This window comes from Microbacterium saperdae (genome assembly GCF_006716345.1).
Lineage (GTDB): Bacteria > Actinomycetota > Actinomycetes > Actinomycetales > Microbacteriaceae > Microbacterium > Microbacterium saperdae.
Genome location: NZ_VFOX01000001.1, coordinates 632,302 through 650,813, shown reverse-complemented (window position 1 = coordinate 650,813; position 18,512 = coordinate 632,302). Strand labels below are relative to the sequence as shown.

Below are 18,512 nucleotides of genomic sequence, written 5' to 3'. Positions count from 1 at the left end.
GGACCCGCGGATGCGGCGCCGCAGCGTCAGAACAGCTGACGCCAGTTCGCGCGGGCGAGGTCGAGCAGCTCGTCGCCGCGGCCCGACATGACGGTGCGGATGGCGTAGAGCGCGAAGCCCTTCACCTGCGCAGCCTCGATCGCCGGCGGCATCGACAGCTCCTGCCGTTCGGTGACCACGTCGAGCAGGGCGGGGCCGTCGTGCGCGAGCACCTCGCGGACGGCATCCGCCAGATCCTCGCTGCGCTCGACGCGACGCGCGAAGATGCCCATGGCCTCGGCGATCGCGGCGAAGCTCGGGTTCTTCAGATCGGTGCCGTACGTGACGAATCCGGCGGCCTTCATCTCCAGCTCGACGAAGTTGAGCGAGGAGTTGTTCACCACGATCGTCTTCACGGGCAGATCGTTCTGCGTCAGGGTGATGAGCTCGCCGAGCATCATCGCCAGTCCGCCGTCACCGGCGAGGGCGACCACCTGGCGATCCGGATGCGCGACCTGCGCGCCGATGCCGTGCAGCAGCGCGTTCGCCATCGAGCCGTGGTTGAACGAGCCGACCAGGCGCCGGTGCTCACTCATCTTCAGGTAACGCGCCGCCCAGACCGTGGGCGAACCGACATCGGCCGTGAAGATCGCGTCATCCGCCGCCTGCTCGTTCAACAGCCGCGCGAGGTACTGCGGGTGGATCGGACGACCTGCCTTCGTCGGCACCGCGAGGTCGTCGAGTTTCGCCCTGGTCTTGCGGTAGTGGGCGGTGGAGTCGTCGAGGTGCGAGCGGTCCGCCCTCTCGGCCAGGCGGGGCAGCAGCGCCTCGGCGGTCGCGCGGACGTCTCCGACCAGCCCGAGATCCAGCGGATGCCGCTTGCCGAGCTGAGAGCCGCGGATGTCGACCTGGATGGTCGTGGCGTGATCCGGGTAGAACTGCTCGTAGGGGAAGTCGCTGCCCAGCACCAGCAGCGCATCCGCAGCCTCCATCGCCCGGTACCCCGAGGCGAAGCCGAGCAGCCCCGTCATCCCGACGTCGAAGGGGTTGTCGTACTCGATGAACTCCTTGCCGCGGAGCGCGTGGACGATCGGTGCGCCCAGCCGGTCGGCCAGCGCGAGGACCTCATCGTGCGCCCCTTCGACTCCGGCGCCGGCGAGGATCGTGACCTTCTTGGCCGCGTTCAGCAGCGTCGCCGCCTGCTCGAGCTCGGGTCCGCTGGGCACGATCACCGGACGCGCGCGCTCGATCACGACCGCACGATCGTCGGCGATCTCGGCCAGCGCCACGTCACCGGGGATCACGAGGACGGCGACCCCGCGCTGCTCGATGGCCGCACGCATCGCGATCTCGAGCAGACGGGGCATCTGCTTCGGGTCGGCGACGTACTCCACGTAGACGCTGCACTCACGGAAGAGCTCCTGCGGGTGCGTCTCCTGGAAGTACCCGGTGCCGATCTCCGTGGTCGGGATGTGCGCCGCGATCGCGAGCACCGGCACGCGCGAGCGGTTCGCGTCGTACAGGCCGTTGATGAGATGCAGGTTTCCGGGGCCGCAGGAGCCGGCAACGACCGCGAGTTCACCCGTGGTGGCGGCATCCGCAGCGGCGGCGAAGGCCGCTGCCTCCTCATGCCGCACATGGACCCAGCGGATCGTGCCGTCCTTGCGGAGGGCATCCGTGAACCCGTTGAGCGAATCACCGGGAAGGCCGTAGACACGGTCGATCCCGTTGGCGTGCAGAGTCTTGACGATGTTCTCAGCGACATTGGCCATGCTTCGACCCTACGCCCGGCCGGGTCGCGAGGCTTCGGAGTTCTGCGGCACTTCGGATCCGCGCGGGCGCGGCCTTCCGAGATGCGGCAGAACTCCGAGATCGTGCGGCGGACGCACCACAGGGGTGGATGCCGCGTGGCATCCACCCCTGTGGTGAGAGAAGCGCGAACTCAGCCGATACGGATGAGCTTCCGGTTCACGAACTCGTCTGCGGCCAGGTGTCCGAGCTCGCGCGACGTACCGCTGCGCTTCACGCCGCCGAAGGGCAGCTCGGGGCTGTCGGCCAGCACGAGGTTGACGTAGACCATGCCCGCCTCGATCTTGTCGGCCACGCGCTCGGCCTGCTCGGCATCCGTCGTGAAGACGTAGGAGCCGAGGCCGAACGACGTGTCGTTCGCGAGCGCGACCGCAGCCGCCTCGTCCGCGACGCGGTAGACGACCGCTGCCGGGCCGAAGAGCTCCTCGCGGTAGACGTTCATCTCGGGTGTGACATCCGCGAGAACGGTGGGCGCGAAGAACGCACCGTCGCGGGTACCTCCGGTCAGAAGGGTTGCTCCCTGCTCGACGGCCTGATCGATCTGCTTCTGCAGGTTCTCGGCCGCGGTCTCCGAGGCCACAGGTCCGAGCACGGTGTCGTCGAGCGTCGGGTCGGTCGCCTCGACGGACGCCATCGCCGCCGTGAACTTCTCGACGAAGGAGTCGTAGAGACCGTCGACGATGATGAAGCGCTTGGCGCCGTTGCAGGCCTGGCCGTTGTTGTCCAGGCGTGCGTCGACGCCGGCCTGCACCGTGGCATCGAGGTCATCCGTGGACAGCAGGATGAACGGGTCGGAACCGCCGAGCTCGAGCGCGACCTTCTTGAGGTGGCGACCGGCGATCTCGGCGACGGCCGCTCCCGCACGTTCGGAACCGGTGAGCGAGACACCCTGCACACGAGGATCCGCGATCATCGTCGCGATCTGATCGTTGGTCGCCAGCACGTTCTGGTACGCGCCCTTCGGGAACCCGGCATCGTGGTAGATCGCCTCGAGGGCGGTCGACGACTCGGGGCACTGCGGGGCGGGCTTGAGCAGGATCGTGTTGCCGACGATGAGGTTCGGGGCTGCGAAGCGCACGATCTGGTAGGCCGGGAAGTTCCACGGCATGATGCCGACGAGCGGCCCCAGCGAGGAACGACGGATGATCGCCGTGCCGTCTCCGAGGATCGCGATCGGCTGGTCGGCCATGATCGCCTCCGCCTGGTCGGCGTAGTAGTCGGCGATGTCGGCGGCGAAGTCGACCTCGCCCAGCGCCGCTTCGCGCGGCTTGCCCATCTCGCGCACGAACACGTCGGCGAGAGCTTCTCGACGTTCGCGGTGCAGCTCGGCGGCGCGGCGCAGGAGCGCGGCGCGCTCGGCCACGGTCGACGAGCGCGACCATTCGCGGTGGGCCTCGTCGGCGGCCGCGACGGCCTCCTCGATCTGCGCGTCCGTGAAGGTGTCGAAGGACGCCAGCGTCTCTCCGGTGGCGGGGTTGATGACGGCGTAGTCGGTCATGTCTTGTCCTCTCGGCGGGCCGGTCAGGAGACCGGGATCAGCGTGTACTTGGTGGACAGGTACTCGTGGATGCCTTCGAAGCCGCCCTCGCGTCCGACGCCGGACTGCTTGACGCCGCCGAAGGGTGCTGCCGCGTTCGACACGACGCCCACGTTGAGACCCATCATGCCGGTCTCGAGCGCGTCGATCATGCGCTGGCCGCGCTGCAGGCTCTCCGTGAACACGTACGACACCAGGCCGTACTCGGTGTCGTTGGCCAGGCGCACGGCCTCTTCCTCGGTCTCGAAGGTCGCGATCGCGAGCACCGGCCCGAAGATCTCCTCGCGGAGGATCGCGCTGCCGGCGACCACGTCGGTGAGCACGGTCGGCTCGTAGAAGCTGCCGACGCCGTCGAGCGCCTTGCCTCCGGCGAGCAGCGTGGCGCCCCGACCCACAGCCTCGTCGACGAGCTCTCCAGCCTTCGCCACGGCGTCATCGTCGATGAGCGGTCCGATCGACACGCCGTCCTCGGTGCCGCGACCGATCTTCATGGCGTCGACGCGCTCGGTGATGCGCTTGGCGAACTCGCCCGCGATGTCCTTGTGCACGATGAAGCGGTTGGCCGCCGTGCACGCCTGACCGATGTTGCGGAACTTCGCGGCCAGCGCGCCCTCCACGGCCTTGTCGAGATCGGCGTCGTCGAACACCACGAACGGGGCGTTGCCGCCGAGCTCCATCGACACCCGCAGCACGCCCTCGGCGGCCTGCGCGATGAGCTTGCGGCCCACCTCGGTCGAGCCGGTGAACGAGAGCTTGCGCAGACGCGAGTCGGCGATGATCGGTGCCGACAGAGCGCTCGAACGCGAGGTCTGCACGACGTTGACCACACCGGCGGGAAGACCCGCCTCCTCCAGCAGCGACACGAAGAACATGGTCGTGAGCGGCGTGAGGGCCGGGGGCTTGATCACCACGGTGCAGCCGGCCGCCAGGGCGGGCGCGATCTTGCGCGTGGCCATCGCGAACGGGAAGTTCCACGGAGTGACGAAGAACGACGGTCCGACCGGGCGCTGCGACACGACCATGTGGCCCGTGCCTTCGGGGTTGAGCCCGTAGCGACCGTTGATGCGCACGGCCTCCTCGCTGAACCAGCGGAGGAACTCGCCACCGTAGCCGACCTCACCGCGCGCCTCGGCGAGCGGCTTGCCCATCTCGAGCGTCATCAGCAGCGCCAGGTCCTCCTTGCGCGCCTGCACGAGGTCGAACGCGCGGCGCAGGATGTCGCTCCGCGTGCGCGGCGCGGTGGCCGCCCACGAGTCCTGTGCGGCCACGGCCGCGTCGAGGGCGCGGATGCCGTCGCCCGGCGTCGCATCCGCGATCGTGCGGATCACCTCACCCGTCGCGGGGTCCTTCACATCGAAGGTGCCGCCGGTCTCGCCATCCGTCCATGCGCCTCCGATGAAGAGGCCGGTGGGGATGCTGTCGAGCAGCGCCTGCTCGGCCGGTGCGATCTGAGTGCTCATGGGTTCTCTTTCTGTGGGGAGTGGGGGTCAGCGGCGGCGGTTGCTGGGCGGGGCGTCCATGCTCAGCGTCTTGCCACGGAAGAAGGCGGGGTTGACGATTCTCTGGACGAGCATCAGGACGGCGCCGAAGACGAGCAGACCGACGCCGATGAAGAACACGATGCCGATGCCGCCCTCGCCGTTCGCGTCGGCGCCGATGGCGATCGACCCGAAGTCGGGCGCGAGACTGTCGATCGCGGTGATCACGAAGAGCACCAGCAGGATGATTCCGCCGACGAGAGGGCTGGCGAACTTGAAGAAGAAGTCCTTGCCCGAGTCGAACCACTGGTGGCGGAAGTACCAGACGCACGACAGCGCGGTGATGCCGTAGTAGAAGCAGATCATCATCCCCAGCGCGAGGATGGTGTCCCACAGTGCATCCTCGCTGAGGAAGCGCATCACGGCGTAGAAGCCACCGGCGACCACGGCTGAGGCGATCGTCGCGAATCCGGGCGTGAAGAATCGCGGGCTGACACCGGCGAATCGTCGGGGAACGGCGCCGTAGTGCCCCATCGCCAGCAGGGTTCTGGCCGGTGAGATGAACGTCGACTGCAGCGACGATGCCGACGAGGTGAGCACCGCCAGCGAGAGCAGGAACGCCAGACCACCCATCACCGGACCGGACAGGGCGAAGAACACGTTGCCGCCGATGTCCTCGTTCAGGAGCCCGAGACCTTCGTCTCCGATTCCGGAGTACATCAGGCTGCTGACCGTGAGCAGCAGGTAGATCGCGATGATCGAGAACACCGTCAGCATGGCCGCGCGTCCGGGCGTGCGCTCGGGGTCCTTGGCCTCCTCGTTCATCGTGAGGGTCACGTCCCAGCCCCAGAACATGAAGACCGAGGCCGACAGCCCCATCACGACCACGGACAGGCCGCCCTCGATCGCGAAGGGATTGAACCACGCGAGCTCCGGCATGTGCGGGTCGAAGGCGCCGCCCTGGACGGTCTGGACGATCGCCATCACGGAGAACAGCACGAGGATCAGGATCTGGAATGCCACGAGGCCGTACTGCAGCTTCTGCGAGGTCGAGACGTCGCGGAAGGACACCCAGGCGGCGAGCGCGACGAAGACCAGGCACACCGCCACGTTCACGAACGGGTTGCGGGTGATCTCGGCGATGGCCTCGTTGCCGGAGATCTGCGAGATCAACAGGAACAGGAAGTCCACGGCGATGCCGGCGAGGTTGGACAGCACCAGGATCGTCGCCACGATCAGACCCCAGCCGGCCATCCAGCCGACGTAGGGGCCGAAGGCCCTGGTCGCCCAGGTGAAGCTGGTGCCCGAGTCGGGCATCGCCTTGTTGAGTTCTCGGTACCCGAAGGCGACGAGCAGCATCGGGATGAATCCGAGCAGCAGGATGGCCGGCACCTGGAATCCGACAGCGCCCACCGCACCACCGATGCCGGCGGTGAAGGTGTATGCCGGTGCGATGCACGAGATGCCCATCACCAGTGCACCCAGCACGCCCACGGTTCCGACGCTGAGACCCTTGCGGGAGATGCCTGTGGTGACTGCCTCGGGCTCCGTCGCCCGTTCGGTGCTGCTCATCAGCGGACTCCTGCTTCGGCGCGGGTGCGCGGGACGACGATCATCGGGACGGGCAGTTCGTGCAGCATCTTCGCTGCCGTGGAGCCCAGGAACAGTCGACGCGGCTGCGCCAGTCTGCTCGATCCGACGAGGACGACCTCGCCGGGAAGCCAGGAGAGGTTCGCGACGGCGTCCTCGACGGTGTCGCCGGGTGCCTCCTCGACCACGGCGCCCAGGTCGAGGGGCAGCAGTTCCTTGGCGACGGCCAGCACCTCGTGCGCGTGCGTGCTTCCGGCCAGGCGGATCGCGCCCGTGTCGAGCCCCGGGGGCACATCGAATGGCACCAGCGAGACGAGTCGCAGTCCGACACCGCTCTCCGTCGCGATCGATGCCGCCTCGTCGAGCAGGTTCTCAGCGCCGGGGCGCGTGCCGACGGCGACCGTGACCCGTGGGATGACGTGGTCATCCTGACCTGCCGTGCCCGCCGGTGCGAGAGCGACCGGGATGGTCGAGGAGTGCAGCAGCTCAGAGGCCACGCTGCCGAGGCGGTGACGGCCGAACAGCCCGCCACCGGCCGCGCCCACCACGATCAGGCGGGCACCGAACTCCTCGCCGGCAGAGATGAGGCCCTCGGCGAAGGACTCCGCGATGCGGACGTGCCCGGTGCGCGTGATCGCCTGCGGCAGACGGACGATCGCGTCTTCGACCCACTTCTTCGCCTGGGCGCGGATGTGCTCCTCGTAGGCGCGCTCCGGGGGCACGACAGCGGGGCTGCGTGTTCCCTCGGCAGGGAGCACCAGGACCAGGTGCAGCCTCGCCCCGATGCTGCGAGCCAGCCGGGCGCCGAGTGCTGCGGCATCCGCGCCCGCGTCCGTCGCCGTGTAGCCGACGACGATGGCCCCTGACATCAGTTGCTCTCAGCCGCTTCGCTGGTGGAACGGCTCGAATCCACGATCTGCGAGGCGACCAGACGCCCCATGCGGATCGCGCCGTCGACGTGCTGGTAGCCGGCGCCGGCCATGTCGCTGCAGGCGAAGCTGATAGGTCCGACGGGGGTGCGCAGGTCGGCGCCGTACCGGTGCAGACCACCCATGTCGAAGCTCGCCGCGTAGGCGCCGCGGGTCCACTCCTCGCTGCCCCAGTCGCTCTCGTAGTAGACGACCGGGTTCTTGGCCTCGGGGCCGTAGTAGTGCGACAGGGACTCGAGGATGCGCTCCTTGCGCTCCTCCGCGGAGAGCTCGAAGACGCCGTCCGCGTTCCGGTCGGAGACGAAGCCGACCAGGGTGCCGCGCTCGTCGCCGTGATTGGTGTTGTCGTACGCCTCGTGCGAGAGCTCGTACGGGCTGAAGGCGGTGCCGCTCAGGCCCTGTTCACGCCAGAAGGGACGGTCGTAGACGGCGTGCACCTTGATGACGAAGCCCATCGACAGGTGCTGGTGCAGCTGGTGCTGACGTCGCGGCAGCGGCGGGACGAACGAGATCCGGTCGTACAGCACGGGCGCGTGCGCGAGGATCGCGAAGCGGGCGCTGACCGTGAGGTCGTCCGTCGTGGCGGTGACGCCGTTGGCGCCCCATTCGAGGCTGCGCACCGGCTGGTTGAGGAAGACGTCGTCGCCCAGGCGCTCGGCGAGCAGGATCGGCACCTGCTGGAGTCCGCCGACGACGCGCTTGTCGAGGATGAAGTCCGCATCGACCAGGTGCGAGTAGGAGCCGGCGGACGCAGCCATCAGCAGCGACTGCAGCAGCGAGAACGCGTGCGTCGGCTTGGTGAGCATCGCGGATCCGGTGGCGAACGCGAGGTTGCGCACGGCTTCGTCGTCATCGGTCTGGGCACGCAGCCAGGCGTCCCAGGTGACGGAGTCCCACTCGGCGGCGTTCGGGTGCTCCCAGGGCCGGTCCGGGTCGATCTCGGCGACCATCGCGTCGAGCCGATCCGTGATCTCGGCGATCACACGCTCGGTCTCGGCGGAGACGGGGAACATCTCGCCCGTGAAACGGTGGCTCTGGCCGTCGGGTCCGACGTAGACGCTGTCGCCTTCGCGGTAGCGGCTGAAGGTCTCCAGCCCCAGCTCCTCGACCGTGTCGATCAGCGCATCCTGATCGGGCGAGACCCACTGTCCGCCGATCTCGAGCATGGCGCCGTCGATGACGTCGGTCCACAGCCGTCCTCCGACCCGGTCCCTCGCCTCGAGGACGGCGACCGAGAGGCCGGCCTTCCGCAGGTCGTTCGCCGCCGTGAGCCCTGCGGCTCCGGCGCCGACGATGAGCACGTCGCGTGTGATCTCAGCCATCTGCAACTCCTTCGTTGGGAAAATGCCGGTCGCGACCCGAAATCCCCCGATTGGGGTCGCGACCGGACGTGGGATGGAGGCCGCGCGGGAGCGCGACCTCAAGCTACTCCTAGGCCGCGGCGAGTGCTGCGGCGACGACGTCGATTCCCTCGTTGAGCAGATCGTCGCCGATCGCGAGCGGGGGAAGGAAGCGGATGACGTTGCCGTAGGTGCCGCAGGTGAGGACGATGACGCCCTGGGCGATGCACGCCTTTGCGACGGCCGCGGTGAGTGCGGCGTCGGGGGCGTTGGTCTCCGGGTCGACGAACTCGGCCGCGATCATCGCACCGTGGCCGCGGACGTCGCCGACGCGCGGGTCGTTCTGCTGGATCGCGGTGAGACGCTCGGTGAGGATCGCGCCGATCTCGCGGGCGCGCTCGATCACTCCGTCGTTCTCGAAGACGTCGATCGCGGCGAGCGCTGCGGCGCAGGCGATCGGGTTTCCGCCGTAGGTGCCGCCGAGACCGCCGGCGTGCGAGGCGTCCATGATCTCGGAGCGACCGGTGACGGCGGCGAGCGGCAGCCCACCGGCGATGCCCTTGGCCGTGGTGATCAGGTCGGGCTCGATGCCGAAGATCTCGCTCGCGAACATGTGGCCCGTGCGGGCGAAACCGGTCTGGACCTCGTCGGCGATGAAGACGACGCCGTTCGCACGGCACCACTCGACGATCGCGGGCAGGAAGCCGTCAGCCGGGACGATGAAGCCTCCCTCGCCCTGGATCGGCTCGATGATGACGGCGGCCAGGTTGTCGGCACCGATCTGCTTCTCGAGCTGCAGGATGACGCGAGCCGCGGCCTCGTTGCCCTCGAGTCCATCGCGGAACGGGTACGACATCGGCGCGCGGTACACCTCGGGGGCGAACGGTCCGAATCCGCTCTTGTACGGCATCGACTTGGCGGTGAGGGCCATGGTCAGGTTCGTGCGGCCGTGGTAGCCGTGGTCGAACGCGACGACCGCCTGCCGGCCGGTGTACTTGCGGGCGATCTTGATCGCGTTCTCGACGGCCTCTGCGCCCGAGTTGAACAGCGCGCTCTTCTTGGCGAAGTCGCCGGGGGTGACGCGGTTCAGAGCCTCGGCGACCTCGATGTACGACTCGTAGGGCGAGATCATGAAACAGGTGTGCGTGAACTGCGCGGCCTGTGCGGCGACGGCAGCAGCGACCTTGGGGTGCGCGTTGCCCACCGTGGTCACGGCGATGCCGGATCCGAGGTCGATGAGCGAGTTCCCGTCCGCGTCGACGACGACTCCGCCGCCGGCGGCGACGGTAGCGACCGGCACGGTGTGGCCGACGCCGGCAGCGACGGCATCCGCCTTGCGCGCCAGGATCTCGGCCGAGCGCGGCCCGGGAAGTTCAGTGACCAGACGACGCTCCTGGGGGAGCTCGGGTCCGCCGAGGGGAACTGCAACAGCTGCGGTGTCGAGGAGTGCCATGTTCGCGAGCGTACGGCGGCCTCGGGACCAGCCGCATTCGCCGCCTTGTACAATCTGGATATCTTGATGTACGAGCTGTACATCGTTGCCGCCGTGACGGAGGACGCATGGCCATTCCGGATCAGCCGACCCTGCGAGCCCTGCTGTCGCGCCGCGACCTGGGACTGCACCTGGTCTCCCCCGATGACTCGCTCGCCTTCGACGCACTCGACCGCCCCCTGCGGTGGGTGCACAGCTCCGACCTCGCCGATCCCACGCCCTTCCTGGCGGAGGACCTCGTCCTGCTCACCACGGGCACGCAGTTCGATGAAGCCGGTACGGCCGATCTCTACGTGAGCCGCCTGATCGACCGCGGAGTCCTCGGTCTCGGCTTCGGCACGGAGGTGCATCGCGCCGGCATCCCCGAGGAGCTCCTGACCGCCTGCGTCTCGCACGGCCTGCCCCTGTTCGAGGTCCCCTACCGCACGCCGTTCATCGCCGTGGCGCGCGCACACTCCGAGGCGATCGCTGCACAGGCGTATGCCCGCCGCTCCTGGGCCCTCGACACCCAACGCGGCCTCGCGCTCGCTGCTCTCCGCCCCCGCGGGCTCGACGCGACCCTGGACGAGCTCGGGCGCCGCCTCGACGCCTGGGTCGGGATGTTCGACGCCGCCGGAGCTCTCGCCCTCGCCCACCCCCGGGACGCAGTCGCGCAGGACGTGCGCGAGAGGCTCGGTGAGCGCGTGATGGAGATCCTGACCCGCGGACTCGAAGCGGGCCAGTCGCTCACGATCGACGACCACACCTTCATGCTGTTCACGATCGGGCGCGGAGGACACCTGCGCGGAGTGATCGCGCTCGCGATCGACGCGCTCGATCAGGAGGCACGCTCCGTCGTGACCTCGGTGATCGCGATGGCCGGGCTGGCGATGGAACAGAGCGAGCAACTCGCCCGCAGTCGACGACGCCTGCACACGCAGCTGCTCGCGTCGTTGCTCACCGACGACCCCACCCTCGCCAGACGGGTGCTGGGCAGCCTGCCTCCCGCTCCGGTGGTCGTGGCGGTCGCCTCGGATGCTCCGGCCGGCCCGATGGCGGAGTGGTGGGAACGGCATCGCGCTGAGCACGGCACCTCGGTGTTCCTCGCCGAATCCGAAGACGGCGTCACGATGTGCCTCTCCGCCGACGACGACGCCCTGCTCGACGAGGTGGCCGCGCGCTTCGGCGTGCGCATCGGCGTCTCCGACCCCGACGCGTACGACTCGTTCGCCCGAGCGCATGCGCAGGCCCTCACGGTGCTTCGACAGCACGGCACGCACGGGGTCGCCCGGTACTCCGACACGGTGGGGTCGAGCATCCTCACCGCACTCGCGACCGACGAGGCACGCCTCGTCGCCGAGTCGCGCCTCGCTCCGCTGCGTGAGCACGATGCCCGCACCGGTGCCGAGCTCGAATGGTCGCTGCGGTGCTGGCTGGAACACGACGCCCGCGCGGAGTCCGCCGCTGCCGTGCTCGGCGTGCACCGACACACGCTCCGCGCCCGGATCGCCCAGGCCGGGGGCCTGCTCGGCACGGACCTGTCGACGTTCCCCGCCCGAGCCGAGCTGTGGACTCTGCTGCAGACCGCCAGGGAGTGACCGTCGTCGTCAGCGCCCGAGAGCAGCATCGCTGTCAGCGACGTCGAGCGCCGACTGCGCGATGAGCGCATCCGCGTCGGCGAAGCAGAGCGTCGGACGCAGATAGGCGACGAGCTCCACCTCGAGAGCGCGCCCGTACAGGTCGACGTCGACCGCGTGCAGGTGCACCTCGACACGACGCTCGCGCTCACCGGCGAATGTGGGGTTCGTGCCGACGCTCACCGTGCCGCGATAGGCGGGCAGCTCATCGTCGATCCGCACCCACGCGGCGTAGATCCCGTCCTCCGGCAACGGGCTGTCCCCGCACCGGAGGTTCGCGGTCGGAAAGCCCAGGACGCGGCCGCGACCGTCGCCGGGCACGACCTCGCCGCGCAGCACCCGCGGAACCGGAGCGTTCACCCCGGAAGTTCGGATGCCGCGATCGCGCGGTAGCGACTCTGCTGGAAGACCAACGGCTCGACGTCGTCGAACACCGTGATGTCGACGATCTCGTAGAGCGCGACCTCATGGTCTCCGCCGTCGAAGGTGCTGTGCAGGCGGCAGGTGAGCCACAGTGCCGCGTCCTGCACGAGCACTGCGCCGTGCTCGCTGCGGTGCCAGCCGTGGGTGCCGAAGCGGTCGTCCTCCCGCGAGGAGAGCAGTCGACTGAGCGGTTCGTGATGCGCGGCGAGCACGCTCATGCCCAGTTCGGGCACGGCACGCAGGACCGGCCAGGTCTTCGAGGTGCGCGCGGCGCTGATCGCCACGAGCGCGGGCTCGAGCGAGATCGAGGTGAAGGAGTTGACAGCCATCCCCACCGCTCGCCCGTCGACCTCGGCGGCGAGGGCGACGACACCGGTCGGGTACACCGAGAAGGCACGGCGGAGGGCACGATCCCTGGGCAGGGTCTCAGTCGCGGCAGTCGTCATTTCTGCATCCTTTCGTTAGTCAACTTTGACTAGTTCTGATCATAGGCAAGTTTGACCATGCAAACAACCACGACTTAGGACACCAGCCGTTAGCATGAGGGCATGTCGACCACCCGCCTCGTCGTCCTCGGCGCCGTGAAGCAGTTCCAGCCCGTGCACGGGTACTTCCTCCGCCGCGAGCTGATGACGTGGCACGTCGACGAGTGGGCGCACATCCAGCCCGGGTCCATCTACAACGCCCTGCGCGCGCTCGAGGTCGACGGCTATATCGCCGAGAGCGGCACCGAGACAGAGGGCAAGCGCCCGGCCCGCACGACCTACAGCATCACGCCGGCGGGAGAGGTCGAATTGCAGCGGATGCTGCGCGAGAACCTCTGGAACGTCGCCGCCTTCGACACGCAGGCCATCATGACGGTGGCCTCGTTCATGTTCGTGCTGAGCCGTCAGGAGGTGATCGCCGGCCTCGAGCACCGCCTCATCAAGAGCGACGCGATCATCAGCCAGAACGGGTTCGATGTGCAGGACACGCTGCGCTCCGAGACCACGCCGAAGTACGTCCGCGAGATCTTCGACCTCTCCACCGCACGCCTCACGGCCGAGAAGCAGTGGCTGCTCGACCTGCTCGGGCGCCTCCGCGACGGCGAGTACGTGTTCGCCGGCGAGGCGGTCGCGGAAACCGCCGCATCGTCCGAGTAGGCATGGGGTCCGCCGGTCACCCGGTCAGCGCGTCGCGACCAGCTCCGTGATCGCCGCAGCGCTGAGCGCTGCGGTGTTGGCGCCGCGATGCTGCGCGACGATCGCACCGGCCGCGCAGGCGCGATCGAGCGCATCGCCGATGTCGTCCCCGCCGGCGAGCGCCGCGGCGAACGCCCCGCAGAAGGCATCGCCGGCGCCCGTCGTGTCGACAGGATCGATGCGGAACGCCGTGACATACAGCGGCTCAGCGCCGATGCGGTGCAGGGTCACTCCCCCGGCTCCGCGGGTCAGTACGATCTGCGCGGCGCCGGCCGCGTGCAGGCGTTCGACACCGCCGAGCTCCGCGCACTCCGTCTCGTTCACGATGAGGATGTCGACGTCGGGAAGCAGGTCCAGGGCCGCGGCCGCGGCCGGTGCCGCATTCAGCAGCGTGAGCGCGCCCCACTCCCGTGCGGCACGCAGGGCCGCAGCGACGCTGGGAACCGGCACCTCCAGCTGCGCCAGCACGACCGCGGCGCCCGCGACACCGTCGACGGCATCACGGGCGCCGAGCTCGGCGTTCGCTCCGGCGGCGACGATGATGCTGTTGTCGCCGTCGTCCAACGCCAGCACGTGGGCGATCCCGGTGGGCGCGGCCTCGGTGCGCCGCAGCACTCCGGCGACACCGGCATCCGTCAGCGTGCGCTGGAGCTCGTCGCCCGCCTCATCCTGACCGACCACGGCGCAGAACCGGGTGGGAGCGCCGCTGCGTGCGGCGGCGACCGCCTGATTGAGACCCTTGCCTCCGGCGTAGCGGCCACCCGCATGCCCGAGCAGGGTCTCGCCGACGTGGGGAGGGCGCGAGACCTCGACGACGAGGTCGAGGTTCGCGCTCCCCACCACGGCGACGCCCGAGAGGGTGTCAGACACGCGACATCGTCCGGCGGTACTGCGATCCGGTGTGGGTGTCGGCCAGCGCCGGGGTCGGAGTGCCCATCAGCCGCTCCCGAAGGCTCTGCGGCTCGGCCGGCGGGTCGACGATCGCGCCGCGCTGCTTGAGGATCGGCAGCACGTGCTCGATGAAGTCGACCGTGGATGCCGGCGGGATGACGGGGGCGAACAGGAATCCGTCGAGGTCGGCGCCATCGGCGAGCTCGATCATCCGGTCCGCCACCTGCTCGGGGGTGCCGACGATCGGCCGGGCGCCGACACCGTGCGCGTGCCAGTCGCCGAGCACGTCGCCGACCGTCTTGTCGGCGAAACGGGCGACCTGCGTCTGCGACAGCTCGGTGCTCAGCTCGGCCATCGGGGTGCTCGGTGCGTACGCCGACAGGTCGAGCCCGGTGAACCAGGCGTAGGAGGCGACCGTGACGTCGGGGTTCTGCGCGTCGGAGACCTCAGCGTACTTGCGCTGCGCCTCCTCCTCCGTGCTGCCGACGATCGCGGCGAACGCCGACATGATCTTGACGTCGGACGCGGCACGACCGTTCTTCACGGCCTCTTCGCGGATCGCGGTCGAGTGCGCACGCAGCTGCTCCACCGAGCCGCTGCCCACGAAGATCGCCTCGCCGTGCTTGCCACCGAATTCGCGGCCCGCGGGTGACGCTCCGGCCTGGAAGAGCACCGGGGTACCCTGCGGCGAGCGCGAGGTGTTGCCGTACCCGTGGGAGCGGAAGTACGGTCCGTCGTGGGCGATGCGGTGCACCTTGGACGGATCCGCGAAGCGCCCGGACTTGTCCCGTTCGAGCGCCCCCTCCTCCCAGGCCTGCTCCCACAGCTTGTAGACGACCTGCATGAAGTCGTCGGCCATGAGGTAGCGCTCGTCGTGACCCACCATGGGGACTCCGAACCCCTGCACCGCGGTGTCGGCCGTCCCCGTGGTCACGACGTTCCAGCCGATGCGTCCGCCGGAGAGGATGTCGAGGGTCGCCATCCGACGCGCGAACGCGTACGGCGGCTCGAGCAGGGTCGATCCGGTCGCGACCAGACCGAGGCGGCTGGTCTCGGGGATCAGCGCGCCGAGGATGATCGCGGGGTCGAGGCGTGGCAGATCCAGACCCTCGACCGAGCAGATGTCGGGGCGTTCGCCGGCGACGTCGGCCCAGCCCCAGGCGTCCGCGAGGAAGAGGAAGTCGAAACCGGCGTCCTCGACCATGCGGGCGGTGTCGCGCCAGTACTCGAACTTGTCGAAGAGGTACCGCTTGTTGTCGGGGTGACGCCAGGTCGCGGTGCCGGAGTCGTTCGCCTGGGCGTTCTCGAAGAGGCCGAGACGCAGCTGCTTGACGCTGTTCTGATCGGTCATGTGCGGTGCCTTCCTTGTGGGTGGATCTTGTCGTCTTCCACGGGCGCAGGGCGCGCCGGAGGAACCCCGGGGCGGGCGGGGGTTCCCGCCCCGGGATACAGGGGTTCGTCAGCCCTTCGCCGTGACCTCGCCGTCGCTCCACCACAGCACGCGCTTGCGCACGATCGCGAGGAGGATGATCAGGAGCACGCCGAGCAGGCACAGCAGGGCGATGCTGGCCCACGTGACGGGGAGGTTGGCCTGTGCGGCCGAGGTCGTCACGAGCGAGCCGAGTCCGGCCTGCTGTCCGGCCGCCACGAACTCCGCGACCGCGGCGCCGACGACGGCCAGCGGCAGCGCGATGCGGAGACCCGCGAAGACGTACGGCATGCTGCCGGGGAAGCGCAGCTCGCGGAAGATCTCCCAGCGCGAGGCGTGCAGCGTCTTGAACACGTCGAGCGCGCGCTGGTCGACATCGCGGAGTCCCGCCAGGGAGTTCACGAGCATCGGGAAGAACACCACGAGACCGGTGACGATGAACTTCGGTACCATGCCGAAGCCGAACGCCACGACGAGTGCAGGGGCGATCGCCACGATCGGCGTCACCATCACGATGATGACCAGCGGCATCACCGCGCGCTCGATGATCTGGAACTCCGCCATGACGACCGCGAGCACGAAGCCGGCGAGGATGCCGGCGGAGGCGCCGACCACGACCTCGAGCAGCGTGACCAGGAAGTTCGACCAGTACATGCCGGCATCGTCGACCAGGCTGCCGCCGATCGCCTCCAACGTCGGGAGCACGTACGGGTTGGTCCAGGCCACGACCTGCCACAGCGTCGCGGCGATCACGAAGGTGATCAGGGTCGGGACCCAGGAGCCCCAGCGCAACCACGGCGGGATCCCGCCGCGTCGCGCACCCGCACGCAGTCGCGCGGTGGCGAGGGTCGCCGTCGTGTCGCGGATCGTCATCTCAGACATGGGCCTTCTCCGTCTGCGCGCGCAGGGTGGTGCGCACGACTGCTTCCAGTTCGCGGAACTCGTCTGTCGCGTACGCCTGCTCGGTACGCGGCCGCGGCAGGTTCACATCGATCACCGCCGCGATGCGCCCGGGGTGGGCGGCCATCACGACGATGCGGTCCGAGAGCATGATCGCCTCCGGCACCGAGTGGGTGACGAACATGACCGCCTTGCGGTTCGACTGCCAGAACTCCAGCAGCGCGATCCGCTGCAGATCGCGGTTCATCTCGTCCAGCGCCGAGAACGGCTCGTCCATCAGCATGATGGCCGGATCGAACACGAATGCCCTGGCGATCGCGGCACGCTGCTGCATACCGCCGGACAGCTGCCCCGGGTACTTCTTCATCGCCTGGCCGAGCCCGAAAGTCGACAGCAGCTCCTGGGGATCGCGCAGGGCGCGGCCCCCGTTCGCCCTGCGGTTCAGCCGCACGGGCAGTTCGACGTTCTCCTGCACCGTCTTCCACGGGAGGAGGGCAGGAGATTGCGGCACCAGGCCGATCTTCTTGTCCCTCGACGCCGCGGCGACGCTCTCGCCGTCGATCGTCACGCTGCCCGAATCGGCGTCGATGAGTCCGGCGACGACCTTGAGCAGGGTCGACTTGCCGCATCCGCTCGGTCCGATCACCGACACGAACTCACCCATGCCGATCGTCAGGCTCACATCGTCGAGCACGGTCACCCGTGCACCGTCGACACCGAACGTCTTGGTGACGTTCCGGACCTCGACGCCGGCGCCCTGTGCGGCCGACATCACTTCGCCGGCCAGATCAGCGCGTCGCCGTCGTACAGGTCGGCGACCAGATCGGCGTCCATCATGTCCTCGATCGCGGGGAGGTCCTTGACGTCGCCGTACTTCTCGACGAGGGCGTACTCGGGCTCCCACATCTCGGCGGTCTGCACTCCGGGGTTGCCTCCGGCGCTCTCGCGGACCCAGGCGGATTCCACCTCCCACGTGCGGGCGAGCTGGTCGCGCGGGAAGGCCGCGCCCTGATTGTTGTCCTCCGCGAGCTGCGCGAGCGTGTCGATGCAGGCGTCGGATTCGTCGAGGCAGTACTGCAGCGCCTTCAAGCTCGCGCGCATGAAGTCGGCGGCGACCTCGCGGTGCTCGTCGAGGAAGCGGGAGTTGACCTCCATCACGTTGTACGTGCCCTCCACGCCGAGGTCGGCCGGGAGGAACTCGCTGAACGGCAGATCCTGCGCCTTGAGCGACTGCGGCTGGTTGGAGGCGTAGCCGACGATCGCGTCGACCTGCTCGCGCACGACCACGGTCGGGTCGTAGTTCGTCATCTTCACCATCTCGACCTTCGAGACGTCGACTCCGGCCTCGTCGAGCATGGCGGAGGCGATCGGGGTGAGGTTGATGAAGTAGCCGAGAGATCCGCCCTCGAGGCCCTTGAGGCTCTTCAGCTTCTCGTTGCCGAAGATGGAGAACGGCGGGGTGGTGCCGTAGGTGGCGACCGCGGTGAGGTTCTTGCTGTTCGCCGCCGCGAGCATCACATCGGATGCCGAGCCCAGCGCGGTGAACTGCGCCTGACCCGAGGCCACGAGCTGCTGGCCGTTCGCGCCCGATGCGTTGATCTCGACGTCGAGGCAGAGCTCGTCGAAGTAGCCCAGCTCCTCGGCGAGGAACACATCGAGCTGTCCGGCGCTGGCGGAGTAGCCGTAGCCGGAGATGTAGGTGATCTTGCCGGCATCCTGATTGCGCTGGCAGGTGTCGGATGCTGCATCCGTGGGGGCGGTATCGCTGCCGGCTGGTTGCGCGGAGCAGGCTCCGAGCGTCAGCGTGGCAGCGAGAACGCACGTCAGGGTGGCAGTGATGCGGAATCGGGTTTCCGCAGAGGAAGTAGCCATGGGGGTCCCTTCTCGGCCGTTCGTCGTTGATGGCTCGTTGAAAGTA

Annotated in this window: 16 protein-coding genes; 2 read left to right on the top strand and 14 right to left on the bottom strand. The window is 68.9% G+C overall.

What is annotated here, in order from left to right:
• Positions 1-26: 26 nt before the first annotated feature.
• The 7 genes from poxB to gabT form a co-directional block, all read right to left on the bottom strand.
• Positions 27-1,751, bottom strand: coding sequence for a ubiquinone-dependent pyruvate dehydrogenase (gene poxB / locus FB560_RS03045; RefSeq protein ID WP_141871005.1), 1,725 nt, complete (start codon positions 1,749-1,751; stop codon positions 27-29).
• Between the two features lie 170 nt (positions 1,752-1,921).
• Positions 1,922-3,286: an NAD-dependent succinate-semialdehyde dehydrogenase gene (locus tag FB560_RS03040; RefSeq protein ID WP_141871004.1), complete on the bottom strand. Its 1,365-nt coding sequence runs from the start codon at positions 3,284-3,286 to the stop codon at positions 1,922-1,924.
• 23 nt (positions 3,287-3,309) lie between these two features.
• Positions 3,310-4,785, bottom strand: a complete 1,476-nt coding sequence (locus FB560_RS03035) for an NAD-dependent succinate-semialdehyde dehydrogenase (protein WP_141871003.1) — start codon at positions 4,783-4,785, stop codon at positions 3,310-3,312.
• Between the two features lie 27 nt (positions 4,786-4,812).
• Entirely contained in the window at positions 4,813-6,375 is a 1,563-nt protein-coding gene (locus FB560_RS03030) for an APC family permease (RefSeq protein WP_141871002.1), read from the bottom strand.
• Positions 6,375-7,262, bottom strand: a complete 888-nt coding sequence (locus FB560_RS03025) for a universal stress protein (protein ID WP_141871001.1) — start codon at positions 7,260-7,262, stop codon at positions 6,375-6,377. The genes FB560_RS03030 and FB560_RS03025 overlap by 1 nt, the downstream gene beginning before the upstream one ends.
• Positions 7,262-8,644 (bottom strand): flavin monoamine oxidase family protein, encoded by a 1,383-nt coding sequence (locus FB560_RS03020; RefSeq protein ID WP_141871000.1) that lies wholly within the window; start codon positions 8,642-8,644, stop codon positions 7,262-7,264. The genes FB560_RS03025 and FB560_RS03020 overlap by 1 nt, the downstream gene beginning before the upstream one ends.
• Before the next feature lie 109 nt (positions 8,645-8,753).
• Positions 8,754-10,115 (bottom strand): 4-aminobutyrate--2-oxoglutarate transaminase, encoded by a 1,362-nt coding sequence (gene gabT / locus FB560_RS03015; RefSeq protein ID WP_141870999.1) that lies wholly within the window; start codon positions 10,113-10,115, stop codon positions 8,754-8,756.
• Between the two features lie 107 nt (positions 10,116-10,222).
• On the opposite strand from gabT, the gene FB560_RS03010 reads away from it, so the two are divergent.
• The gene (locus FB560_RS03010; RefSeq protein WP_141870998.1) at positions 10,223-11,731 is read left to right on the top strand and encodes a PucR family transcriptional regulator; all 1,509 of its coding nucleotides are present in this window, start codon (positions 10,223-10,225) and stop codon (positions 11,729-11,731) included.
• Positions 11,732-11,740: 9 nt separating this feature from the next.
• Here the strand turns inward: FB560_RS03010 and FB560_RS03005 are convergent, their stop codons facing one another.
• Positions 11,741-12,130 carry a riboflavin kinase gene (locus FB560_RS03005; RefSeq protein ID WP_141870997.1) on the bottom strand — a complete coding sequence of 130 codons (390 nt, stop codon included), beginning with the start codon at positions 12,128-12,130 and terminating at the stop codon, positions 11,741-11,743.
• Positions 12,127-12,639 carry a flavin reductase family protein gene (locus FB560_RS03000; protein ID WP_141870996.1) on the bottom strand — a complete coding sequence of 171 codons (513 nt, stop codon included), beginning with the start codon at positions 12,637-12,639 and terminating at the stop codon, positions 12,127-12,129. Before FB560_RS03000 ends, FB560_RS03005 begins: the two co-directional genes overlap by 4 nt.
• 102 nt (positions 12,640-12,741) lie before the next feature.
• Between FB560_RS03000 and FB560_RS02995 the strand changes: the two genes are divergently transcribed.
• Positions 12,742-13,335, top strand: coding sequence for a PadR family transcriptional regulator (locus FB560_RS02995; protein ID WP_141870995.1), 594 nt, complete (start codon positions 12,742-12,744; stop codon positions 13,333-13,335).
• 24 nt (positions 13,336-13,359) lie between these two features.
• Here FB560_RS02995 and FB560_RS02990 read toward each other — a convergent pair whose 3' ends face one another.
• The 5 genes from FB560_RS02990 to FB560_RS02970 form a co-directional block, all read right to left on the bottom strand.
• The gene (locus tag FB560_RS02990) at positions 13,360-14,244 is read right to left on the bottom strand and encodes a PfkB family carbohydrate kinase (RefSeq protein ID WP_141870994.1); all 885 of its coding nucleotides are present in this window, start codon (positions 14,242-14,244) and stop codon (positions 13,360-13,362) included.
• Positions 14,237-15,616 (bottom strand): NtaA/DmoA family FMN-dependent monooxygenase, encoded by a 1,380-nt coding sequence (locus FB560_RS02985; protein ID WP_141870993.1) that lies wholly within the window; start codon positions 15,614-15,616, stop codon positions 14,237-14,239. Before FB560_RS02985 ends, FB560_RS02990 begins: the two co-directional genes overlap by 8 nt.
• A 108-nt stretch (positions 15,617-15,724) precedes the next feature.
• A complete protein-coding gene (locus FB560_RS02980) occupies positions 15,725-16,576 on the bottom strand; it encodes an ABC transporter permease (protein WP_141870992.1) in 852 nt (283 codons plus the stop codon).
• Complete coding sequence (locus FB560_RS02975) at positions 16,569-17,366, bottom strand: ABC transporter ATP-binding protein (RefSeq protein WP_141870991.1); 798 nt, start codon at positions 17,364-17,366, stop codon at positions 16,569-16,571. Before FB560_RS02975 ends, FB560_RS02980 begins: the two co-directional genes overlap by 8 nt.
• Positions 17,366-18,466: an ABC transporter substrate-binding protein gene (locus tag FB560_RS02970; RefSeq protein ID WP_141870990.1), complete on the bottom strand. Its 1,101-nt coding sequence runs from the start codon at positions 18,464-18,466 to the stop codon at positions 17,366-17,368. The genes FB560_RS02975 and FB560_RS02970 overlap by 1 nt, the downstream gene beginning before the upstream one ends.
• Positions 18,467-18,512: the final 46 nt, after the last annotated feature.